This is a genomic window from Lactobacillus rizhaonensis (assembly GCF_036246345.1).
Classification (GTDB): Bacteria; Bacillota; Bacilli; order Lactobacillales; family Lactobacillaceae; genus Lactobacillus; species Lactobacillus rizhaonensis.
Window position 1 is genome coordinate 68,258 of the sequence record NZ_BTTV01000001.1, and the last position, 20,624, is coordinate 88,881.

Below are 20,624 nucleotides of genomic sequence, written 5' to 3' on the forward strand. Positions count from 1 at the left end.
ATAAATGTGCTATACTTTTTAAAGAAGTTCGAATAAATGATTCGGAGTGGGCAAATTTGCTCACTCTTTTTATTACGGAGGAAAGTACTTGGCGAAAGTTAAAGATTCTGTTATCGAAGAGATCAAACCAATTATTGCTGAACGAAACGATGAGTTTGTCGATATGGAATATGTTAGAGAAAAGGGTCAGAACTATTTAAGAATATACGTTGACCGTGAAAATGGTATTGATATGGATGAAATTGCGGGGTTAAGTGAACTATTGTCTACGAAACTTGATCAGTTGCAACCTGATCCATTTCCAGATCCATATATTTTAGAAGTTTCTTCGCCTGGTATCGAGAGACCATTAAAAAATGCTTCTGACTGGCAAAGGGCTTTAAATGACTATGTACATGTTAACCTTTATCAAAAAGTTGAAGGCGAAAAGGAATATGAGGGAACTCTAAAATCTTATGATGATAACGAAATCAAGCTTGAAATAAAGGTAAAAACAAGAAAAAGGGTTTTATCACTTCCCCGTAAATTAATTGCAAATATTCGTTTTGCAATTGAGTTTTAGAAAGGTTGATTAAAAAATTATGTCTAAAGAAATGCTTGAAGCGTTTGCTACTTTGGAAAAAACTAAAGGTATAAAACAAGATGTAATTGTTGAAGCAATAGAAGCGGCATTGGTTGCGGCATATAAGAAGAATTATAACCAAGCAACTAACGTCATAGTTGAATTTGACGAGCGTAGAGGGGACTTCAAATTAATGACTGAAAAAACTGTCGTTGAGGAAGTTCATGATGAACGCCTGGAAATCAGTTTAAAAGATGCTTTGACAATTAACCGGGCTTATGAACTTGGTGATAAAATTCGGTTTGAGGTTGCACCCAAGAACTTTGGTCGTATTGCTGCTCAAACTGCTAAACAGGTTATTATGCAACATTTACGCGAAGCTGAAAGAAACCATATTATTGATGAATATTCGCAATATGAAGATGAATTGATAACCGGTACAGTTGAAAGACGTGATAATCGCTTTGTTTATGTTAAAATTGGTAATGTTGAAGCAGTAATGCCTCGCAATGATCAAATGCCAGGTGAAAATTATAATCCCCAAGATCAGATCCGGGTTTTAGTGACTCATGTTGGTTCAGATTCAAAGGGAGCCCAAATTACGGTTTCACGCACTGCACCTGATATGGTAAAAAGGTTATTTGAACAGGAAGTACCTGAAATTTACGATGGAACGGTAGAAGTTGTTTCAATTGCGCGTGAAGCAGGAGACAGAACCAAAATTGCTGTGAAATCGAATGATCCTAACATTGATCCGGTTGGTACTTGCGTTGGTCAAAGAGGCGCCAGAGTGCAAAATGTGGTCAATGAACTTGACGGTGAAAATATAGATGTAGTTAAATACGAGGAAGATCCATCAGATTATATAGCCAATGCTTTAAATCCTGCAGAAGTTATTGCCGTGCAATTTGGAGATGAAGACGATGAAAAAAGTGCTTTAGTCATAGTTCCTGATTATCAATTATCACTAGCAATTGGTAAAAAGGGACAAAATGTTCGGTTGGCTGCACGGTTAACAGGTTATAAAATAGATATCAGACCAGAATCAGAAGTAGAATTTGTTGATGAAAGTAGTGATCAAGCTGAAAAGGAAAATAAAGAGGCTCAATCTGATAATTTAGTAGCAAGTGATGCAAATTCTGCAAGTGATTTAACAGGTGATTCTGCTGAAGAAGAACCTGAAGAAACCAAAACTGAAGATGGACTTTCAGAGGAAGTTACTGACGGTGAAACGGTAGATACTACTGAAGAGTAATGCAAGGGGTGAAACTTTTTGAAAAAAAGAAAGATTCCAATGCGAAAAGACTTGTTAACTAATACTATGCAGCCCAAAAAAGAATTGGTTAGAATTGTGGTTGACAAAGAAAAAAATATTGCAGTTGATCCTACTGGAAAAAAACCTGGTAGAGGAGCATATGTCTCACTTGATCCAAGTCAGATCAAAAACGCTCAGAAAAAGGGACTGATTGAGCGCAGCTTAGGAACAAAAGTGCCTGAAGAGTTTTACCAAGAGCTTTATTCATATGTTGACCATCAAAAGGCAAGAAAAGAATTGTTTGGTGATAAATAGGTTTGCAAAATAGACAAAAAGCATTAAATTTAATAGGACTAAGCCAAAAGGCAGGTAAATTGGTTTCAGGATTTGAAATTGTGTCAATGGGCATAAAAGCTAAAAAAGTTAAGCTGATTATTTTGGCTCAAGACACACAGGTAGACACAACAGCAAAAATTACCAAAATTGGAAAACAAAATAATGTATCTGTGATTACAGAGTTTAATAGTAGTGAAATTTCCCAAGCTATTGGTAAAAAGCGTAAGGTTTTGGGAATTACTGATATTGGTTTTGGCAAAGCATTGTTACAAAAAATCAAAGAAGGAGTGTGATTTGATGACTAAAACAAGAATTTATGAATTGGCGAAAGAATTAGGCATCGATAATAAAACTGTGGTCAATAAAGCAAAGGACCTGGGGTTTGATGTTAAAAATCATATGTCATCACTTGAAGATACACAAGTAGAGCAAATAAAGGGTAGTTTCCGCAGCAGCTCCGCTCCCGCCAAAAAGCAAGAAAAACCAGCGAAAAAGAGCAGTAAAATTAAAATTTCTGTTACTTCAATTCGAAAAAATGAAAAAAAGCATGATGAAACTAAGAATAGTAAAAGTAAGAGAAAAAGCAATAACTTTCACAAGTCAAATAATAGATCTAGACAAAGTCAAGATCGCACTAGACAACATTCCAATTTGAGTCAAAAAGCTTCTAAGCCAGTAGCCCAAGATTTATTAAAGCAATTAAAGCAAAAACAGCGAGTGGAAGAGAAAAAATTAAATCAGCAGACAGAAAGAGCCCAAAAGTCTTATAAGGATAATCAGACTAAAATTAAACCAGCTGCTGATGAAACTAATAAATCTGTTTCTAAGACAGAAAATAAAGTAGTTAAAACTGAAACCACAGCCCCTAAAGTGACTGGACCAAAAATTCTTAAACCTTCACCAGCCAGGTTTAAGAATAATCAAAAGTCAACGCCTGTGCGTCAGCCTAAAATTTTAGATACTGCTGCTCCTGAACTCGAAAAAGAAGAAAAACGTCGTGGCAACGGTCATGGTCGTAATTCTGGCAAGCCAGGCAGAAAAGGTAAAAATCAAACTTATGGTGCAAATAATTATTCGAAGCATCAAGAAAAGCGTAAACGTAAAAATAAGAAGAAGCAGTTTGAACAAGTACCTAAAAAGCAGCCAACGCAAAGAAAAGAGCGGCCATTGCCAGATACACTGGTTTACGAAGTGGGTATGAACGCTCAAGACTTAGGAAAAATTCTGCACCGAGAGCCAGCTGAAATAGTTAAAAAATTATTTATGCTTGGTGTCATGACCAATCAAAATCAGTCCCTTGATAAAGATGCAATAGAGTTAGTAGCTGCTGAATATAATATTAATGCTCAAGAAAAGGTTCATGAGGATATATCTGACATTGATAATCTTTATGACAAGAGAATGAAAGCTTCTCTGAAATCTAAGCATCTAATTAAACGCCCACCAGTAGTTACCATTATGGGACACGTTGACCATGGTAAAACTACTTTACTTGACCGTTTGCGTCACACTCATGTTTCGGCCCATGAAGCAGGGGGAATTACGCAAAAAATTGGTGCTTATCAGGTAAGGGTTGATAATCAACCAATTACTTTCTTGGATACACCAGGACATGCTGCATTCTCAAATATGCGTGAACGTGGTGCAGAAATAACCGATATTGTTGTCTTGGTTGTTGCTGCAGATGATGGTGTAATGCCTCAAACGGTTGAAGCTATCGATCACGCTAAAAGTGCCAAAGTTCCAATTATTGTTGCCATTAACAAGATGGATGTTCCAGGAGCAAACCCAGAGCATGTTACTGAGCAGTTAATGAAGTACAATTTAATCCCGGAGAATTACGGCGGAGACACAATATTTGTTAACATTTCTGCCAAAACCGGTGAAAATGTTGATGAACTTTTGCAAATGATTCTCCTGCAGGCAGATGTGATGGAATTAAAAGCAGACCCAACACAAAAAGCAATTGGTACTGTTATTGAAGCTAGACTTTCTCGTGGACGCGGTCCTGTTGCCGACCTTTTAGTTCAACAAGGAACACTAAAGGTTGGCGATCCAATTGTAGTTGGGAATCGCTTTGGTAGAGTCCGTGTCATGACTAATGACCGTGGTCGACAAGTTGAAAAGGCCACACCGTCAATGCCGGTAGAAATTACCGGATTAAATGATGTTCCAGAATCTGCTGATAAAATAGTAGTATTCGATGATGAAAAGACTGCTAGAAGTGTTGGTGAACAAAGAGCGCAACAGGCTTTGCAGCAATCTCGTGAAAATGTACAACATGTTACTCTTGATAACCTGTTTGACACTATGAAGAAAGAAAACATGAAGGAAGTAGATGTTGTCTTAAAAGCGGATGTTCAAGGTTCTGTAGAGGCTTTACAGCAGTCACTTGAAAAGATAGAAGTTGAAGGTGTTCGTGTAAACATCATTCATGCTGGAGTTGGTGCTGTAAATGAATCAGATGTTACCTTGGCTGGCGCTTCGAATGCATTCATAATTGGCTTTAATGTTCGTCCAACAGCTACCGCAAAGTCACAAGCTGAAACAGATGGTGTAGATATTCGTTTGTACAGCATTATATACAAGGCTATTGACGATGTTAAAGCAGCCATGAAAGGTATGCTTGAACCAACATATGAAGACAAGGTTGTCGGTAATTTAACTGTACGCGAAACCTGGAAGGTTTCCAAGGTGGGAACAATTGCTGGTGTCTTTGTCGATTCTGGTTATGTTTCAAAAGATTCTGAAATCAATTTGATTCGTGATGGTGTTGTAATATATACTGGAAAAGTGGCATCACTTAAAAGATTTAAAGATGATGCTAAAATGGTTAAACAAGGGTTTGACTGTGGTTTAACAATTGAGGGCTACAATGATATCAAAATTGGTGATGAAATGGAAGCCGTTGAAAAGCAAGAAGTCAAACCAGAGTAATTAACTGGGAGGAAAGCATGAAACACAGAATTGGTCGTGTTGAAGGAGAAATCCTCCGTGAATTAACGAAAATTTTACGTAAAAATATTCGTGATCCACGTGTTAATGACGTTACTATCACAGCTGTTGAATGTACTAATGATCTCTCATATGCTACTGTTTACTACAGTATTCTTTCAGAAGATACAAAAAAGGAAGAAGAAGCTGCAGCTGGTTTAAATAAAGCCAAAGGTATGATGCGACATTTATTGGGCCAAGTCTTAACAGTTTACAAAGTTCCTGAATTGATATTTAAACGAGATAATTCAGTTAAATACGGTAGTAAAATTGATCAGTTAATCGCTGAAGTAAAAAAGCAGGATGCAAATCGAAATAATTAAGAAAAGCGCTGTTAGGCGCTTTTTTCATGGTTAGGGTATGGAAAAATGTTAAATGGTTAGGGTATGGAAAAATGTTAAATGGTGTTTTGGTAATAGATAAAGAAAAAGGCATGACGAGTGCTGATGTTGTCTATCACTTACGCAAAATCTTGCATATTAAGAAAATTGGTCATGCGGGTACTCTTGATCCAGATGTTACTGGTGTTTTACCAGTTGCAATAGGTCAGGCTACTAAGTTAATTGAGTTAATGCATACTCAAAACAAAAGATATATCGGTCAGGGAATACTTGGTATTGCCACCGATAGTTACGATACTAGCGGCAAAATAACAGCTAACAAAAAAATTAGGGCGGAAATCACTTCAACTGAGATAAAAGATGCAATGCAGGAATTTGTGGGACAAATTGAACAGGTGCCGCCAATCTATTCTGCCGTAAAGGTTAAAGGCAAGCATTTGTATGAATATGCACGAGCTGGCATTGAAGTAGAACGACCTAAAAGACAGGTCGAAATTTTGGCTTATAATCTTGTAAATGAACCTACCTTTGATAAAGAAAAGGGTCAAGAAACTTTTGATTTTGAAATTGAATGTAGCAAAGGTACCTATGTTCGTTCTTTAATAAATGATTTAGGTTCTAAGTTAAAAGTACCAGCAGTGATGAAATGCTTGCGTCGCACATCTAGTTCAGGCTTTGATATTAGTCAGTCTGTTAAATTGTCTGAAATAACAGAAGATCCTAAATTAGTTGATCAAATTATTCAACCAATTGATTCCTTTTTTACCAATTATGCACAACAGGATCTTGATGAAAAATTATGGTCTAAAGTTAAAAATGGTGCAGCTATTTCTTTGAAAACGAATGCAAATAATGTGGCATTACGTTACAATAATAAAGTTAAGGCAATCTATCGAAAAGATGGTACCATTTATCGCCCGTATTTAATGCTTTTACAAAATGAATAGGTGAATGAAGGTCTTATTATGGAAATTATCCATTTAACATACCCCTTTAAGGAAAACATAATTCCCCAAAATATTATTCTTGCTTTAGGTTTCTTCGATGGGGTTCATCGTGGACATCAAGAATTAATCAAAATTGCAAAAGAAAAAGCAACGCAAAAACATCTGCCACTAGTGGTAATGACGTTTGATCGTCATCCAAAAGAAGTCTATCAAAATAAAAAAGTTACTTACATAGATACACTTGCAGAAAAAGCCTACAAGATGCAAAAACTTAAAGTTGATTATTTGCTGGTGATGCATTTTAATGAGGCATTTAGTAAACTAACAGCACAGGAATTTGTTGATAATATAATAGTTAAATTACACGCAGATACTGTCGTAGCTGGTTTTGATTACACCTATGGTCCCAAAGACACTGCCAATATGAAAAATTTCCCTAAGTTTGCTCAGGGAAGATTCGATATTGTTAATGTCCCTAAGCAATCTTATGATGGTCAAAAAATTGGTTCTACGGAAATCAAGAAGGCAATAACTAGTGGAAATATGGAATTAGCTTCTAAGTTATTAGGTTTTCCTTATGTTATGTCAGGCTATGTTGGTCACGGTTTACGCAATGGCCATAAACTCGGTTTTCCTACAGCCAATTTGGTTTGGACTGAAGACAAGGTTGTTCCTAAAATTGGAGTGTATGCGACTAAAACCAAGATTTGTGGTAAGTGGTATGACTCAATGACAAGTGTAGGCTATAATGTGACTATCAACCAAGGGAAAAAGCTTTATATTGAGTCAAACCTATTTGGTTTTGATCAGGAAGCTTATGATGAGGAAATGGTAATTAAATGGTATAAGTATACCCGAGGTGAAATTAAATTTGCCAGTTTAAAAGAGTTAACAAAACAAATGAGTCAAGACGAGGCTGAAATTAAAAATTATTTTGCTGCGATGAATTAATTAATAATACTAAAAAAATGATTGACGTTTTTTAAGAAAAAAGTTAGCACTCAACTTGACATTCTGCTAAAAGCTAGTATCATATAAATTGTTAGCACCTAATCAGATTGAGTGCTAAAAGTGAGGGCGATATTTATGTTGACCGAACGTCAAGAATTAATTTTAAAAACAATTATCAATGATTTTACGCAGACACATGATCCTGTTGGATCCAAGACTGTTATGAACCAACTACCTATTAAGGTTTCAAGTGCTACTATTCGTAACGAAATGGCTGTTTTAGAAGATAAGGGTTTGATTGAAAAAACTCATTTGTCCAGTGGACGCGTGCCTTCAACTGAAGGCTACCGCTACTATCTTGACAACTTGGTTGAACCTTTACAAATTTCATCTTCTGTATACAAGCGAATCATTAGTCAGCTTGATCAACCGTTTCATCAGGTTAACGACATCGTACAGGCAGCTGTAAAAATTTTATCGGATCTAACAAATTACACAGCATTTGCGGAAGGTCCTGAAAATAGTGAATTAACTATTACTGGTTTTCGTATTGTGCCGTTGTTTAACAGACAGATTATGGCTGTCTTAGGAACTAGCGATGGTGACGTTCATGACCAGGTTTATACTTTACCTTATAATGTTAATGGTGATGAAATTGAACAGGCTGTGCGCATGATTAACGATCAGCTGGTTGGCAAAACTTTAGATCAAGTTACTCCTGACTATCTTAAAAAGACTTTGGGCAATAAACTTAAAGTTGCTCATGTCTCTGAACTGATTAGTTTGGTCGAGGATGTTATTAACGATGCTGCCAGTGAGCAAACCTATGTTGACGGTCAGATTAACCTGCTTAATAACATTTCTTTGGACGATGTTTCAAATTTAAGATCGCTCTATGAAATGATTGAGCATAATGATTTGATTTCCAATATTTTAGACAATAGGCAAAATTTGAAAAGCGACAGGTATCCCGTTCGAGTTAGTTTAGGATCCGAATTATCAAATGATTTGTTAAAGGATTACAGTCTGCTTACGGCAGAGTATAGCGTTGGTTCTCATGGAAAGGGTATAATTGCTTTACTTGGCCCTGATAATATGCCGTATTCTCAGGTGATTGGATTACTCGAGTATTTCAGAAACGAGCTATCTAAAAAATTACTTGATTATTATGGTAGATTTAAATAAAGGAGGTTAGCCGTGAGTAAAGAAGAAAATAATAATAGTAAGAACTCAAAAAAAGAGCCAAAAAAAGATGAACATAAAAAGTCAAAGGCAGAAGTAGAAAATTCTAAGGCTAAGGCTAACAAAGATAACAAACCTGAGTCTTTGGAAAGTAAATTGCAGCATAATTTGACTCAATTGCAAAAAGAAAAGGACGATTTGGAAGATAAGTATTTGCGCAGTCAAGCTGAGATGCAAAATATGCAAAATCGCTATAATAAAGAAAGAGCGCAGCTTATCAAATATGAATCTCAATCTTTAGCTAAAGATGTTTTACCCGCGATGGATAATTTAGAAAGAGCTTTAGCTACTAAAGTTGATGATGAAGCATCAAAACAGCTTAAAAAAGGTGTACAGATGACACTTGATTCACTTGTTAAAGCGATGAAAGATCACGGTATCAGTGAAATTACAGCTGAAGGTGTCAAATTTGATCCCAATTTACACCAAGCTGTTCAAACCGTTGCGGCTGAAAATGATGATCAAAAAGATCATATTGTACGAGTTTTGCAAAAGGGATACTTATACAAAGATCGTACTTTAAGACCAGCTATGGTTGTTGTAGCACAATAATTGAAAGGAAGCATATCAATGTCAAAAGTTATCGGAATTGACCTAGGAACTACTAACTCAGCAGTTGCCGTTTTGGAGGGTAAAGAACCAAAAATTATTACCAACCCAGAAGGAAATCGTACTACTCCTTCAGTAGTTGCTTTTAAAGATGGAGAAATCCAAGTTGGTGAAGTTGCCAAAAGACAAGCAATTACCAATCCCAATACTATTTCTTCTATTAAACGTCACATGGGCGAAACTGATTACAAGGTTAAAATTGGTGATAAAGCTTATACACCACAGGAAATTTCAGCAATGATCTTGCAATATATCAAGAAATTCTCTGAAGATTATTTAGGCGAGAAAGTAACTGATGCTGTTATTACCGTACCTGCATACTTTAATGATGCTCAGCGTCAAGCTACCAAAGATGCCGGTAAAATAGCTGGTTTAGATGTTAAGAGAATTATTAATGAACCTACTGCATCTTCACTTGCATATGGTTTGGACAAGGACGCAGAAGATGAAAAAGTCTTAGTTTACGACCTTGGTGGTGGTACTTTCGATGTTTCCGTACTGCAATTAGGCGATGGCGTCTTTCAAGTATTGTCAACTAATGGTGATACTCACCTTGGTGGTGATGATTTTGATAATAAGATTATTGATTGGTTGATTAAGAACTTTAAAGATGAAAATGGTGTTGACCTTTCAAAAGATAAGATGGCTTTGCAAAGGTTAAAAGATGCTGCCGAAAAAGCGAAGAAAGATTTGTCTGGTGTGTCAGCAACCCATATTTCACTGCCATTTATTTCCGCGGGTGAATCGGGTCCATTGCACCTTGAGGCTGATTTAACACGAGCAAAATTCGACGAACTGACTGCTGATTTAGTTGAAAAGACTAAGATTCCATTTGATAACGCCTTAAAAGATGCTGATTTAACAGTTAATGACATTGACAAGGTGATTTTAAATGGTGGTTCTACCCGAATTCCTGCCGTACAGGATGCAGTTAAGAAGTGGGCTGGTAAAGAGCCTGATCACTCAATTAACCCAGACGAAGCTGTTGCTTTAGGTGCTGCTATTCAAGGTGGCGTTATTTCAGGTGACGTTAAGGATGTTGTTTTACTTGATGTAACTCCATTATCACTTGGTATTGAAACAATGGGTGGTGTATTTACCAAACTTATTGAAAAGAATACAACTATTCCAACTTCAAAGAGCCAGATTTTCTCAACTGCTGCAGATAATCAACCAGCTGTTGACGTTCACGTTTTGCAAGGTGAACGTCCGATGGCTGCCGATGATAAGACTTTAGGACGGTTTGAACTAACTGATATTCCTGCAGCCCCTCGTGGTGTACCACAAATTCAAGTTACTTTTGATATTGACAAGAATGGTATCGTTAATGTTTCTGCTAAGGATATGGGAACCGGTAAAGAACAAAAGATTACAATCAAGAGTTCTTCTGGCTTATCCGATGAAGAAATTAAGAAGATGCAAAAAGAAGCTGAAGAGCATGCTGAAGAGGATAAGAAGAAGAAAGAAGAAGTTGACTTACGTAATGAAGTTGATCAATTAATCTTCTCCACTGAAAAGACCTTGAAAGATGTCAAAGGCAAAGTTTCCGATGATGATATTAAGAAGGTTCAAGATGCACTTGATGCTTTAAAGAAAGCTCAAAAAGACAACAATTTGGATGAAATGAAAGCTAAGAAAGATGAATTATCCAAGGTTGCACAAGACTTAGCAGTCAAATTGTACCAAGCTAATGGTGGAGCTCAAGGTGCACAAGGACAAGCTGGACCTCAAGCCGGACCACAAAATCCTGGTTCACAAGATGGTAATAATGGTTCAGCGGGTGAAGGTGAATTCCATAAGGTAGACCCAGATAAGTAAAGGGTTTATAATTGAATAAATTAGAAAAGAACTGCCAGGAAAAGTAGTTCTTTTCTTTTGTAAGGTTAAGGAGCTTATAGATGGCACAAGAAGATTATTATGAAGTGCTGGGAGTAGATCGCAATGCCAGTGATAAAGAAATTACCTCTGCTTATCGAAAACTTGCCAAGAAGTATCACCCCGATTTAAACCATGAGCCTGGTGCTGAGGAAAAATATAAAAAGGTTAACGAAGCCTATGAAGTATTACATGATAAGCAAAAAAGAGCCCAATACGATCAATTTGGTTCTGCCGGAGTCAATGGTCAAGGAGGTTTCGGGAGTGCTGGTCAAGGATACGGTGACTTTGGTGGCTTCGGTGATTTTGGCGATATATTTAATGATTTCTTCGGTGGTGCCTCTGGTGCCAGTCAACATCATGTAAATCCCACGGCGCCAACTCGCGGTGAAGACTTAGATTATACTTTGTCTATTGATTTTATGGATGCAATTACGGGTAAGAAAACACAAGTTTCGTATACTCGTAGTGAAACCTGCCCAACTTGTGGGGGCAATGGTGCTGAAAAAGGTACACATCCTATAACTTGTGATAAATGTCATGGCTCAGGCTATATGACCATAACTCAAAAATCTCTGATAGGTGTGATTCGACAGCAAGCTGTTTGTGACAAGTGTCATGGAAAAGGTGTAATTATTGAACATCCTTGTCAGACTTGTCATGGTAATGGCGTAATTGACGGTAAGAATACCATTGAAGTCAATATTCCTGCTGGAATAGATAATGGCCAGCAATTGCGTTATGAAGGTCAAGGCGAAGCTGGTAAAAATGGTGGTCCTTACGGTGATTTGTACATCAGCTATCGGATTAAACCGTCAAAGGAATTTGAACGTAAAGGTACAACTATCTATACGACCGTTCCAATTTCATTTGCCCAGGCAACGTTAGGCGATGAGATTAAAGTTAAAACAGTACATGGCGAAAAGAAGCTAAAGATTCCTGCAGGTACTCAACCAAATAAGGAATTTACCTTACGCGGAGAAGGTGTTCCATATTTGCGTGGCAACGGCAATGGTGATCAGATTACCACCGTTCAAGTTCAAATTCCAAAATCAATTAATGAGAAGCAAAAACAGGCTTTAGTTGATTTTGTCAAAGCAGGTGGTGGGTCAATAACACCGCAAGAAAAAGGCTTTTTTGAAAGACTAAAAGAAAAATTACAGTGATAATCAAGTTATCATGACTTAACTGATTAGATCTTTTTGATAAAAAGAAGAGAAAAATTGCAATGTTAGAATGTCCTAAGGGTTATAAATATTGGAATAAAAATGATACTGGGATAACTATATCGGCGGATGCACCTCAATGGGCAAAAAAGAATTTTACAAATATATGGAACTTTTTGCAAAAAATGGAAAACCTGATAAACACGGTATAGTCAAGTATTATTAACATTTTTGGCAATTTGAACAAGAGCTGATTCCTAAAATATAAAGGAATTAGCTCTTTAATTTTGGCATGTTTCTTATTTAGTTTTATACAGTCTGTTGAATTTGCTATAATAATAAAGATAGAGTAAAGGGTGCAAATTATTTATGGATATAAAAAAATTACAAGATTATCAAAAACACATTCGCAATTTTTCCATTGTTGCTCATATTGATCATGGAAAATCAACGATTGCGGACCGCATTTTGGAGTTGACAGATACAGTATCTGAACGCCAATTGAAGAATCAGATGTTAGACGACATGCCGCTTGAGCGCCAACGCGGTATTACCATTAAAATGAACTCGGTCGAAATTAAGTACCATGCCAACGATGGTGAGGATTATATTTTTCACTTAATTGATACACCGGGACACGTAGACTTTTCATACGAAGTTTCACGTTCTTTGGCCGCATGTGAAGGTGCACTTTTAGTAGTCGATGCTTCACAAGGTGTGCAAGCTCAGACTTTAGCAAACACATACTTGGCAATTGATGATGATCTCGAAATCTTGCCTGTAATAAACAAGATTGATTTACCCTCTGCTAATCCGGAGCAGGCTAAAGAAGAAATTACTGAAATGTTGGGACTAGATGCATCTGATGCTGTTGAAGTTTCTGGGAAAACAGGTCAGGGTATTAAAGAACTACTTGAACGGATTGTAAAAGATATTCCAGCACCACAAGGTAATTTGCAAGACCCACTTAAAGCATTAATTTTCGATTCTAAATATGATGACTATCGCGGAGTAGTTCTCTCTGTCAGAATTGAAGAGGGCACTGTTAAGCCTGGCGATAAAATAAAAATCATGAATACGGGTAAAGAATACGAAGTAACTGAAGTGGGTGTTTCCAGCCCACATCCAGTTAAAAAAGATATTTTAATTGCTGGGGATGTTGGCTACCTAACTGCCAACATTAAATCTGTTCGTGAAACTCGTGTCGGTGATACTATCACTAAAGCGGAACATCCCACAGCTGAACCATTACCAGGCTATCGGCAAATACCACCAATGGTATATTCCGGTATGTATCCAGTTGACAACTCTAAATATGATGATCTTAAAGAAGCTTTGCAAAAATTGCAGCTAAATGATGCTGCTTTAGAATTTGAACCCGAAACTTCGACTGCTCTGGGCTTTGGCTTTCGTTGCGGTTTTTTAGGCTTGCTCCATATGGATGTAGTTCAAGAAAGACTTGAGCAGGAATTTGACTTAGATTTAATAATGACTGCACCTTCTGTTGATTATCACGCAATTATGAATGATGGTTCCACAAAAGTAATTGATAATCCTTCAGATCTACCATCTGCTGGTGAATATAAAGAAGTGCAAGAACCTTTTGTCAAAGCAGAAGTAATGGTCCCTAATGATTTTGTCGGTCCAGTAATGGAACTCTGTCAGCGCAAACGTGGTGAATTTGTGACAATGGATTATTTAGACAAGTATCGTGTTAATGTTATCTATAATATGCCATTGGCTGAAATTATTTATGACTTTTTCGACGATTTGAAGTCTTCAACTAAAGGTTATGCTTCTCTTGATTACGAAATTACTGGTTACCGTGCAACTGATTTGGTTAAAATTGACATTCTTTTGAACAAGCAAGTTGTTGATGCTTTAAGTTTCATAGCCCACCGAGACGAAGCGCAAAATAGAGCAAGACAAATGACTTCAATGCTCAAGAAGTTGATTCCAAGGCAAAACTTTGAGGTAGATATTCAAGGGGCAATTGGGGCCAAAATAATTTCTAGGGCAACAGTAAAGCCTTACCGTAAAGATGTAACTTGGAAAATTCACACAGGTGACCCTGATAGAAGAGCTAAATTACTAGAAAAGCAAAAGAGGGGTAAAAAGCGGATGAAGGCTGTGGGACACGTTGAAATTCCTCAAGATGCTTTTATGGCAGTTTTAAAAATGAATGATGATGACTTAAATTCTAAATAGTAGAAAAAATAAAAAGGCTGAATTAAATTAATGATTGAATGGCGCGAGCGTAAAGGTGAAGAATTAGCTCCAGAATTGATTGAAAAGTATCAGCTTAGTCCGATTACGGCTAAGCTGCTTTCTTTGCGCGGAATAAATACTGACGCAAAACTTGCATTTTGGTTTAATGCAACTGAAGAAGATTTAGCAGATCCCTATTTAATGCATGATATGCAAAAAGCTGTTACAAGGATTAATCAGGCAATTGATGCAAATGAAAAAATTACTATTTATGGTGATTATGACGCAGATGGTATAACTGCCACCAGTATCATGATGGAAACGCTGGGAATTTTAGGAGCTGATGTCCATTTCTTCATTCCTGATCGCTTTAAGGATGGTTACGGACCAAATCTTGATGCTTACAAGAAAATTGCAGCAGACGGAACGAAACTAATTATTACTGTTGATAATGGTGTTACGGGAGTTGAAGAAGTAGACTATGCTAAAAGTATGGGCGTTGATACAATAATTACTGATCACCATAAATTTCAAGATAAAGTGCCTGAAAGTTATGCCATAGTTCATTGTAATTACCCTGGGCAAAAATATCCGTTTGATGATTACTGTGGCGCTGGAGTGGCCTATACAATTAGTCGGGCTTTGATGCAAGATTCAATGCCAGAATTACTGGAGCTAGCAATGATTGGGACAATCGGTGATATGGTTAAAGTCTCAGGAGAAGGTCACATTATCGTCAAGCGAGGCCTCAAAATGCTCAATGAAACCGAGAGACCAGGTTTAAGAGCCCTAATAAAAAAAGCTGGTTTGCAAATGGGACACATAGACGAAAATGATGTCGGCTTTAATATTGCGCCAAGACTTAATGCAGTTGGCAGACTGGATAATGCCAGTTTAGCTGTGGACCTTCTCTTGTGTGAAACTGATGATGAAGCAGAAAAAATTGCAGATAAAATTGAAGAGTTAAACGATAAACGCAAAAATTTAACTAGTAAAGTTTACAACTCCTGTCTCAGTCAAATTAAAAATAGCGGTTGGGAAAGAAATAAAACATTAGTTTTATATGATCCTAAGTTTCATGAAGGAGTTTTAGGATTAGTCGCCAATAAGCTTGTAGAAAAAACTCACAAACCAACTATAGTACTGACCAAAAATGACAGGGGAATCATAAAAGGTTCTGGGAGGTCAGTTGACGGCTTTAACCTTTTTAATGCATTAGAACCTCTAAAGAATAAGCTTTTTCTCAAGTTTGGCGGTCATGACTTTGCCTGTGGTCTGTCAATGACAGAAGACAAGATTTCTTCATTGCGCGCAACTTTCGAGAAAAGTTTTAAAGGAATTTATAATCTAAATATCCGCTATTATGATTGTGAATTACCATTTTCTAATCTTGACTTGAAAATAATTGCTGACATTAAAAAGGCGGGTCCGTTTGGCAGCGATAATGTGGCTCCTGTTTTCAGCATATTGCATCCCGCAATAAATAGTTACTTTTACATGGGAAAAGAAAAAAATCATATTAAGTTAAATATTAGAAAAAATAATAGGAACATTGATGTTGTCGGCTTCAATAAAAAATATTTGACTAAAATACTCTTACCTTATGTAGATCAAATATTTATTGAGCTGCAAGAAAATTGTTACCGTAATCAGGTTAAACTGCAAGGAATAATAAAAGGCATTATTTTTGCTGCGCCAAAATTAGCAGTTCCTGCACCTGTTATTGATCTGCGCGATGAAAAGTACATAATGGGATTTGCGGATAGGTATTTGATTTTTGATAAAAGAAATAAAAATACTGCCTCTAGCTTATATGATATTGATCCAGCTAAAATTACTTTGATAAATGATTATAACAATGAGGGTGAAGTAGCTGCTTTTCTTGATGTGCCCCGTAATCAGCAGGAACTTAACTTAGCTTTAACGAATAATTATGAACAACTTTATTTGCGCTTTATTATGGATCAACTGCCTGTTAAGCGGCTCCCGCCAAAAGCTGATTTTGTGAGGCTACTGAAATACGTGTATTCTCATCCTGGTTTGGCTATCACAGATTATCGAGAGGTTGGTTTATTTTTACAAATTGATTATAATAATATTCTTTTTATTTTGCGGGTATTTTTTGAACTAAAATTTATCAAATTAGAAGATGACAGAATAATCGGTGTTGCAAATCCAATAAAAAGAAAATTAACAGATTCTACTTATTTTAAGGCAACTAATTCCCAAATTAAATTTATAACTGATTTAAGAAAGATGCCAAGTCAGAAATTATTAATGTACGTGAATGAGCAATTAAAGCAACATTAATTTTTCACGTATTTAATGCTTTTAAGTTCAAAATCTGTTAGAATATTAAGGTCGAGTAAGCTTTAGCAAGAAAGTTAAGTTTTGGAGGTTTTTTCTTCTTATGGCAAACGATTTTGAGAAACATATTGCAAGTGTTAAGGATTTCCCTAATAAGGGTATTATCTTTCGTGACATTACCCCTGTTCTGCAGGATGGCAAGTTGTTTCAAGCAGCTACTCATAAGTTAGCTGAATACGTTAAAAGTAAAAATGCCGATTTAATTGTTGGTCCAGAGGCTCGTGGCTTTATTGTTGGTTGCCCTGTAGCTACAGAGTTAGGTATTGGTTTTGTTCCGGCAAGGAAGCCGCATAAGTTACCACGGGAAGTCGAAAGGGCTTCATATGATCTGGAATACGGTTCGAACAGCTTGGAAATTCATAAAGATGCTATTAAACCAGGTCAGCGTGTAGTAGTTTGTGATGATTTACTTGCTACTGCGGGAACTTTGAGAGCATGTAAAGAATTAATTGAAAATTTAGGTGGAGAACTAGTTGGTTCAGCTTTTTATATTGAATTACCAGATTTGAAGGGAAAAGAAAAATTGCCAGGACTTGACGTATTTTCACTCGTTAAATATCATGGTGCTTAAAAACGCGAAAGCCAGAATTTAAGTATAAATTTTTGAATTGGATTTAAATATAGCTTTTATATCAAGTGTTCTTAATAGTTAGACATTAAAGTCAACTATTAGGAACGCTTTTTTTCATGACTAATAAAAATGTTGTACAATTTTTTAATTTCAAAGAAAGCGATTTCCGAAAGATACAAATTTTTATGCTTTTTAAGTGCAAATTTTTTACAAGACCAAGTCAAGTATATATAATGATACAGTATTTTTAAAAAAGGAGAATAGAATAATTTGCAATTAAGAAGAGCAACAATGGCCGATTTTGACCGAATTATCGCTATTTTAAAAGACGGAGCCAATCAACTGGCTGAACGTGGTGTTGATCAGTGGCAAGGAGATTATCCGTCAAAAGAACAAATTAAAGAAGATATTGAAAACGGCTGGGCTTTTTTAGCTGTTTCTGAAGACCAGGAGACAGTTGGTGCTATTGCCATAGTGGACGGACCAGATCATGTTTATGATCATTTAGATGGCAAATGGTTGTCTAATACAAATAAATATGTGGTTATTCATCGTGTGGCAATTCATTCTCAGCATTCTGGTAAAGGCTATGCCACCAAGCTTTTACAGGCTGTTATCAATGATATCAAAAACAACAGAGACGACATTGACTCAATCAGAATTGATACTCACGAAGACAATAAGGCAATGCAACATTTGATTGCAAAGATGGGTTTTTCCCAAGTTGGTTATTTGCACGGAGCTTACCGACCAAATGAAACCTCATATGTTTATGAACTACTTAAATAAAAGAAAAATTGTTATCAAATATCACAATAGCAATCTATTCTGAAATTAAAAACCTGATAATGGAGTTTTTTCCATCACCAGGTTTTTCTTTGCTTTTATTTAATTAGCGATTCTTCATAATTGGTTGGTAAAAGAGATCAATCACTATGGCAGCCACTAGGGCAACAACAGAAGTGAGTAGTAAATTTATCCAGCTAATTTTTGTCATAGCAATTCCCAGTAAAGCTAATATTACGGTTAAGAGTACATCAGCTAGTTGGGTTAAGCCAACAGCTTTAGAAGGATAATCCTGCCAGAAAAATTTTTTAGTTCTGGTGATTAGGACGATGAACATTGCACTGAGAACTAAATAAACATAAACCATTGTTGATATTGTACCGTGACTCCAGCCATGAGTATTGAGGTAAGCAATACCTGCTATTCCAATTACCGTCCAGCCGAAAGCTAATGAAAAGGCAATCTTAGCCAATTTTGCCATATTCCAATTTTCAGGTTTATATGTGATATGGGTTCTGTCGGTACCGATCATCATCGTCACCATATTATTCATAATAGTATAAATAACCATTGCGTTTAAGGCCATTGGAATATAGTTGAAGAATAAATAGCCAAAGGTTAATAGCATGGTTAGTTGAGCAGTTCTCGCCAGCTTGGTTAATGACCATGTCGTCATTCTCTGGTAAACTCTGTGTCCGGCATCAAGTATCTTAACTATTGAAGATAAACCGTCATTTAAAAGAACCATTTTGCCTGATCTTTTTGCGACATCTGCAGCATTCGAAACGGCGATGCCAACCTCCGCTTGTTTTAAGGCTGGTGAGTCATTAACGCCATCACCGGTCATTCCCACAATATAGCCTTGCTTTTGAAAGAATTTAACCATGCGTAATTTGTCTTCTGGTAAAACATCTGCAATTCCAGCGAGCTTGCTTGTATCTGTTTGGTCAGTGAAATCATGAATAGAAATTACATCACCTTGCAAGTCAACCTGTTTAGCAACTGCAACGGCTGTTTTTTGGTTATCCCCAGTTAGCATAATCGGTTTTACTCCACGTTTTTTGAGTTCACCCAAAGCTTCTTTAGAATCAGATCTTACCATATCTTGCAAGATGAAAACACCGGCTAATTTATCATCAATTAAGAGAGCTACTGAACGACCGGCACTAAAATCAACTTCCTTAGCTTTTTCATTTGCATTTTTATCAATTAATGAAAGTTGTTTAAAAGAGCCCAGTTTAATATTATGGCCATTACAATTTGCCATTGAATAGCCGGTACTAGAGGTAAAAGGAGTAAAGTCAGAAGCTGATTTAACTATTAATCCCTTCTTTTTTATATATTCATCAATTGCAGTGTCTATTAACTTTTTATTTCTTTGATCTGTAGCAGCCGAAGCTAATTCCAGAGCTTCATTATCACTAAATGAGCTGAAGTTTGTCCATTGACCAACCGCTGTTTTATTTTCGGTAATAGTTCCTGTTTTATCCAGCAAAATCAGGTTAAGGTTTGCGGCATCTTGAATTCCAGTTAAATCTGAAGTTAGCACTCCTTCTTTACTAAGACGAGTAGCTTCAAATGAATTGGAAAGTGCAAAGGTAGAGGGCATGGCAACGGGAATTGAAGCTATAAACATCATTGCCAAAAATGGCAACATATTAATCAGGTTATTGATATCTCCTCCCTTGAAGAAGGAAGCAATAATAATTATTAAAGTTAAAATCCCATCAAGAATACATAAATAATAAATAATTTTAGTAAGTAATTGTTGCAGATGTCCCGGAGCAGCGGAATTATTAATTAAATTAATTGTTTTACCGGACCGAGAATTGGCTCCAGTAGCTGTAACAACAGCAAGGCCATTGCCTTCCGTAACGGTGGTACCGGCATAGGCTGTATCTTGCGGATTTTTCCGGACGGTTCTGGCTTCACCCGTGATTGAGCTTTCATCGGTAGAAACTTGACCATCAATTAGTTTTACATCTGCCGCCAAAACATCTCCAGCTTGCATACTGATTAGATCTCCAGGGACTAAATATTTAGAGTCAATGTTTTGCCATTGACCGTCCCTCTGAACAAAAATAGTAGGAGTCAATTTGTGCGAGATATTATTTAAAACGCGTCTTGACTGCTTTTTCTTGGAAGCTCCGTTCCAAGCAGCGAAAAGAAGCATTAAAAGAACGAATAGAGATTGTATCCATTTTCCCAAAATACACTCCAAAAGTAGAGCAGCTTCGAGAATCCAAGCTGATAAATTCCATAACTTTGATAAAAACTCTTTAAAAAAATTGAACTGGGGTTCCGGTACCTCATTTAAGCCATTTTTTTGCAAAAGTTCATCTGCTTGGGCTTGAGTTAAACCAGTGATTTTTTCCGACATAATTTTACTTCCTTAGTTTTAATACTTTAATTAA

17 protein-coding genes are annotated in these 20,624 nt (G+C 36.5%); 16 read left to right on the top strand and 1 reads right to left on the bottom strand.

The features are described 5' to 3' along the window. Positions 1-88 precede the first annotated feature (88 nt). The 16 genes from rimP (at position 89) to AAA915_RS00395 (ending at position 18,213) form a co-directional block, all read left to right on the top strand. The gene (gene rimP, locus AAA915_RS00320; RefSeq protein ID WP_338198845.1) at positions 89-562 is read left to right on the top strand and encodes a ribosome maturation factor RimP; all 474 of its coding nucleotides are present in this window, start codon (positions 89-91) and stop codon (positions 560-562) included. A gap of 19 nt (positions 563-581) precedes the next feature. Beyond that, positions 582-1,817 (top strand): transcription termination factor NusA, encoded by a 1,236-nt coding sequence (nusA, locus tag AAA915_RS00325; protein ID WP_338198847.1) that lies wholly within the window; start codon positions 582-584, stop codon positions 1,815-1,817. Between the two features lie 18 nt (positions 1,818-1,835). Beyond that, positions 1,836-2,132 (top strand): RNase P modulator RnpM, encoded by a 297-nt coding sequence (gene rnpM / locus AAA915_RS00330; RefSeq protein WP_110446180.1) that lies wholly within the window; start codon positions 1,836-1,838, stop codon positions 2,130-2,132. A gap of 2 nt (positions 2,133-2,134) precedes the next feature. Continuing rightward, positions 2,135-2,446: a L7Ae/L30e/S12e/Gadd45 family ribosomal protein gene (locus AAA915_RS00335; RefSeq protein WP_338198851.1), complete on the top strand. Its 312-nt coding sequence runs from the start codon at positions 2,135-2,137 to the stop codon at positions 2,444-2,446. Between the two features lie 4 nt (positions 2,447-2,450). Continuing rightward, the gene (infB, locus tag AAA915_RS00340; protein ID WP_338198853.1) at positions 2,451-5,090 is read left to right on the top strand and encodes a translation initiation factor IF-2; all 2,640 of its coding nucleotides are present in this window, start codon (positions 2,451-2,453) and stop codon (positions 5,088-5,090) included. Positions 5,091-5,107: 17 nt separating this feature from the next. Next, positions 5,108-5,470, top strand: a complete 363-nt coding sequence (locus AAA915_RS00345; protein WP_294756341.1) for a ribosome-binding factor A — start codon at positions 5,108-5,110, stop codon at positions 5,468-5,470. A 71-nt stretch (positions 5,471-5,541) separates the two neighbouring features. After that, a complete protein-coding gene (gene truB / locus AAA915_RS00350; protein ID WP_338199801.1) occupies positions 5,542-6,435 on the top strand; it encodes a tRNA pseudouridine(55) synthase TruB in 894 nt (297 codons plus the stop codon). 18 nt (positions 6,436-6,453) lie between these two features. Continuing rightward, positions 6,454-7,386, top strand: coding sequence for a riboflavin biosynthesis protein RibF (ribF, locus tag AAA915_RS00355; RefSeq protein ID WP_338198857.1), 933 nt, complete (start codon positions 6,454-6,456; stop codon positions 7,384-7,386). A 135-nt stretch (positions 7,387-7,521) separates the two neighbouring features. Further along, positions 7,522-8,571: a heat-inducible transcriptional repressor HrcA gene (hrcA, locus tag AAA915_RS00360; protein ID WP_338198859.1), complete on the top strand. Its 1,050-nt coding sequence runs from the start codon at positions 7,522-7,524 to the stop codon at positions 8,569-8,571. A gap of 12 nt (positions 8,572-8,583) precedes the next feature. Beyond that, entirely contained in the window at positions 8,584-9,180 is a 597-nt protein-coding gene (gene grpE / locus AAA915_RS00365; RefSeq protein WP_338198861.1) for a nucleotide exchange factor GrpE, read from the top strand. 18 nt (positions 9,181-9,198) lie between these two features. Next, positions 9,199-11,055, top strand: coding sequence for a molecular chaperone DnaK (gene dnaK / locus AAA915_RS00370; protein ID WP_338198863.1), 1,857 nt, complete (start codon positions 9,199-9,201; stop codon positions 11,053-11,055). Positions 11,056-11,135: 80 nt separating this feature from the next. Further along, positions 11,136-12,278 carry a molecular chaperone DnaJ gene (gene dnaJ / locus AAA915_RS00375; RefSeq protein WP_338198864.1) on the top strand — a complete coding sequence of 381 codons (1,143 nt, stop codon included), beginning with the start codon at positions 11,136-11,138 and terminating at the stop codon, positions 12,276-12,278. A 369-nt stretch (positions 12,279-12,647) separates the two neighbouring features. After that, positions 12,648-14,486 (top strand): translation elongation factor 4, encoded by a 1,839-nt coding sequence (gene lepA, locus AAA915_RS00380; RefSeq protein ID WP_294756330.1) that lies wholly within the window; start codon positions 12,648-12,650, stop codon positions 14,484-14,486. Between the two features lie 33 nt (positions 14,487-14,519). Beyond that, positions 14,520-16,796, top strand: a complete 2,277-nt coding sequence (recJ, locus tag AAA915_RS00385; RefSeq protein ID WP_338199803.1) for a single-stranded-DNA-specific exonuclease RecJ — start codon at positions 14,520-14,522, stop codon at positions 16,794-16,796. A gap of 100 nt (positions 16,797-16,896) precedes the next feature. Beyond that, on the top strand, positions 16,897-17,424 hold the full coding sequence (locus AAA915_RS00390) for an adenine phosphoribosyltransferase (RefSeq protein WP_338198867.1): 528 nt from the start codon (positions 16,897-16,899) through the stop codon (positions 17,422-17,424). A gap of 270 nt (positions 17,425-17,694) precedes the next feature. Beyond that, on the top strand, positions 17,695-18,213 hold the full coding sequence (locus AAA915_RS00395; RefSeq protein ID WP_338198869.1) for a GNAT family N-acetyltransferase: 519 nt from the start codon (positions 17,695-17,697) through the stop codon (positions 18,211-18,213). Positions 18,214-18,316: 103 nt separating this feature from the next. Here AAA915_RS00395 and AAA915_RS00400 read toward each other — a convergent pair whose 3' ends face one another. Continuing rightward, positions 18,317-20,590: an HAD-IC family P-type ATPase gene (locus tag AAA915_RS00400; protein ID WP_338198871.1), complete on the bottom strand. Its 2,274-nt coding sequence runs from the start codon at positions 20,588-20,590 to the stop codon at positions 18,317-18,319. Positions 20,591-20,624 lie beyond the last annotated feature (34 nt).

Excerpts from the sequence above, each read along its gene's own strand:
- ribF (WP_338198857.1), top strand. The coding sequence starts at position 6,454 with ATGGAAATTATCCATTTAACATACCCCTTTAAGGAAAACATAATTCCC.
- infB (WP_338198853.1), top strand. The coding sequence starts at position 2,451 with ATGACTAAAACAAGAATTTATGAATTGGCGAAAGAATTAGGCATCGAT.
- dnaJ (WP_338198864.1), top strand. The coding sequence starts at position 11,136 with ATGGCACAAGAAGATTATTATGAAGTGCTGGGAGTAGATCGCAATGCC.
- AAA915_RS00390 (WP_338198867.1), top strand. The coding sequence starts at position 16,897 with ATGGCAAACGATTTTGAGAAACATATTGCAAGTGTTAAGGATTTCCCT.
- nusA (WP_338198847.1), top strand. The coding sequence starts at position 582 with ATGTCTAAAGAAATGCTTGAAGCGTTTGCTACTTTGGAAAAAACTAAA.
- AAA915_RS00345 (WP_294756341.1), top strand. The coding sequence starts at position 5,108 with ATGAAACACAGAATTGGTCGTGTTGAAGGAGAAATCCTCCGTGAATTA.
- AAA915_RS00400 (WP_338198871.1), bottom strand. The coding sequence starts at position 20,590 with ATGTCGGAAAAAATCACTGGTTTAACTCAAGCCCAAGCAGATGAACTT.
- hrcA (WP_338198859.1), top strand. The coding sequence starts at position 7,522 with ATGTTGACCGAACGTCAAGAATTAATTTTAAAAACAATTATCAATGAT.
- lepA (WP_294756330.1), top strand. The coding sequence starts at position 12,648 with ATGGATATAAAAAAATTACAAGATTATCAAAAACACATTCGCAATTTT.
- truB (WP_338199801.1), top strand. The coding sequence starts at position 5,542 with ATGTTAAATGGTGTTTTGGTAATAGATAAAGAAAAAGGCATGACGAGT.
- dnaK (WP_338198863.1), top strand. The coding sequence starts at position 9,199 with ATGTCAAAAGTTATCGGAATTGACCTAGGAACTACTAACTCAGCAGTT.